We start from the raw sequence: 2890 nt of genomic DNA, 5'->3' as shown, positions 1-2890 counted from the left end.
CCCAACGAGGTGTTCGCCAGGGACGGGCTACTCGACGACCTGAAGAAGGCGCTTTCGGAACAATTCTGAACGCTGAACTCGACGAGCACCTTGAGGACGAACGCACCGACGGCAGCGCCAATCGCCGCAACGGCCATTCGAGGAAGTCAGTTCTGACGGGAACGTCGAAAATGACGCTGTCGATCCCGCGTGACCGGGCCGGGACCTTCGATCCGAAGCTGATGCCAAATACCAGCGCCGCTTTCCCGATTTCGACGACAAGATCATCTCCATGCACGCGCGGGGCATGACGGTGCGCGAGATTCGCGACCCTCTGGAGGAGCTCTACGGCATCGACGTGTCGCCGGACCTATCTCGGCTGTCACCGACGCCGTCTGGAGGAAGTGGCCGAGTGGCAGAACCACCCGCTGGATCCGATCTATCCACTCGTCTTCTTCGATCCGATCCGGGTCAAGATCAGGGACGAGGGCTTCGTGCGCAACAAGGCCGTCTACATCGCGCTCGGCATCCTGCCCGACGGCACGAAGGAGATCCTCGGCATCTGGAGAGCAGACCGAGGGGGCCAAGTTCTGGCTGCGCGTCATGAACGAATTGAAGAACCAGGGCGTCGGCGACATCCTGATTGCCGTCGTCGACGGGCTGAAGGGCTTCCCCGAGGCGATCAACGCCTTTGCACAGACTGTCGTCCAGACCTACATCGTGCACCTGATCCGCCATTCGCTGGAGTTCGTGTCGTGGAAGGATCGTAAGCCGGTCGTGCCGGCGCTGCGCGCGATCTAGCGGAGCAAAGGATGCCGAAGCCGGCATGAAGGCCTTGGAGGAATTCGAGGCCGGCTACTGGGGCCAGCGGTATCCGGCGATCACCCAAAGCAACTGGCAATACGTGGTACCGTTCTTCGCCTTCCCTGAAAGCGTGCGCCGGATCATCTACACCACGAACCAAATTGAAGCGCTGAACTCGAAACTGCGCCGCGGCGTTCGCACCCGAGGCCATTTCCCCAATGATGACGCGGCAATGAAACTGTTATATCTGGTCCTGACCCACGCCGCCGACGAATGGAAACGACCGCCGCGCGAATGGTTCGAGGCCAAAACCCAGTTCGCCGTCGTCTTCGGTGAAAGGTTCGTCAGCCAGTGACGAAAGCGGCCTCACGCACAGAATTCCTGACAGTCCCAGGCCGATCGCCAGGCGATCGTGGAGGGACTGCAAAAGCAGCTGAAGAAAGGCGACAAGGCGCTGATCGGCAACAAGGCCTGTCGACGCTATTTGAAGTCAGTCACCAGAGACGACTTCGAGATCGACCTCGGCAAGCTGGCCCAAGAGACCCGCTATGACGGGATCTTCGTCTTAAGGACCAACGCCAGGATCACGCCCCTGCAAGCGGTCCTTCGCTACCGCGACCTTCTGCAGGTGGAGGTTCTGTTCCGCTGGGCTAAGGCGTTGATGCGCACCCGGCCAATCTATCACAGTTCGGATGGGGCGATCCGCGGTCACGTGTTCTGCTCGTTCCTGGCTCTGCTGCTGCAGAAGGAATTGGCGGATCTTTGCGCCGCCAAAGCTCCAGCGTCGAATGGGGCGATCTGCTGCGCACCTAGACCGGCTGCAGGAGGCCACGATCGAGAAGGATGGCAAGCGCATCACCACCGGAACCACGTGATCCGCGAACAGGCCGCTTGAGCGGCGGCCCAAACCCCCACAATGTAGTGCAAACACCCGTTCTCGCGCCTGCAATGCGTTGAACTCACAACGCTTTTAGAATCTCATTGTTGAAGTAGGGCCAGAGTCATCGTCGCATGGGCGGCGGAATCATTGCTGCCACGCTCGTCGATGTCGCTGAACGTCGTGCCCGGCAGAAGATGGACGGCGCCCATCATGGTGCCGATCAGCCGCTCGATATCGATATGGGGAGTGCCGATCGGACGATGGATGAGTTCGATGCCATATTCCTCAGCGCCCCGCTGCAGGGCGCGCGATCGGAAACTGGGTGGGAGCGATCGCGCGCTGCCTTCGAGCCTTCCCGTGCCTTGGTCAGTTCGACGGGGTCCATGGCCTCGATCCGAGCCTTCAGCGCATGCCAGGACGGTGCGCGCACACCACGCGAGCGGCAGAGCCCGCGGATCTCCTTTGTGCAGTCGATGGATGCTTGGTTTCTGGCGCGTCTTGTAAAAGTCCCGGAGCGCTTCGGCGATTACCGCTCGGTCTCATCCGGCAACCGGCGGCTGCCTTGTCTCGTGCCGCCCGGGCGCGGCAGCAGCGAACTCGTGACCGGATGCTCTCGATAAGCCCTGATCAGTTCGTAAAGCCGGGCTCGCTTGAGGCCGAGTTCACGGCAAGCCCGGAAGAAGTCGGACCGGCCGGGGCAGTCGAGCGAAACCGATCTGCGGATCACGGCCTCCCTTGCAACCGCCTCATTCTAGACGGCATCATCAACCGTCTCCTTGTCGGGCCCATGAACCCCTCGCAGTAACGGTTCGTCGGCTGGAATGTTGACGCCGATGACCTGCCGGACATTTGTCGGCGTCGTCATCCAGATGGGGCGGCCGGATGAAGGCCCCTCTCCTTCCCCGCCGGTCCTCGAGCACCGTGGCACGCTGCGCGGTCTACGCGACCGTGCTGCTTTTGGGCTTCGCTGGCGGCTTGCGCCGCTCCGAAATCGTCGGCTTTGACGTTGCGCGCGATCAAACCGGGGACGGTCGCGGCTGGATTGAATTTTTTCCCTGACAGGCGTGCTGGTTACGTTGCGGGGCAAAGTCCGGCTGGGCGAGGTCGAAATTGGTCGCGGCTCGTCGGACGCCACCTGCCCGGCCGTCGCCCTGCAGACCTGGCTGAAGCTGGCCCGTATCGCGCATGGCCCCCTCTTCCGCCGCGTCACGGGGCAAGGCAAAACGG

General features: G+C 62.0%; 2 protein-coding genes and 2 pseudogenes. All 4 read left to right on the top strand.

The window, feature by feature from the left end; genetic code table 11:
* Nucleotides 1-1138 (top strand): annotated as a pseudogene (locus EOA38_RS32500) (IS256 family transposase); the annotation flags it as partial.
* Between the two features lie 57 nt (nucleotides 1139-1195).
* Nucleotides 1196-1678, top strand: a complete 483-nt coding sequence (locus EOA38_RS32495; protein ID WP_210213004.1) for a hypothetical protein — start codon at nucleotides 1196-1198, stop codon at nucleotides 1676-1678.
* A gap of 116 nt (nucleotides 1679-1794) precedes the next feature.
* Nucleotides 1795-2283: a hypothetical protein gene (locus EOA38_RS39465; protein WP_189435074.1), complete on the top strand. Its 489-nt coding sequence runs from the start codon at nucleotides 1795-1797 to the stop codon at nucleotides 2281-2283.
* Nucleotides 2284-2571: 288 nt separating this feature from the next.
* Nucleotides 2572-2890 (top strand): annotated as a pseudogene (locus EOA38_RS40665) (integrase); the annotation flags it as partial.

This window comes from Mesorhizobium sp. M1E.F.Ca.ET.041.01.1.1 (genome assembly GCF_003997355.1).
Taxonomy (GTDB): Bacteria; Pseudomonadota; Alphaproteobacteria; order Rhizobiales; family Rhizobiaceae; genus Mesorhizobium.
Note: the sequence above shows the minus strand (reverse complement) of the source record. Positions and strands in the feature narration are given on the sequence as shown.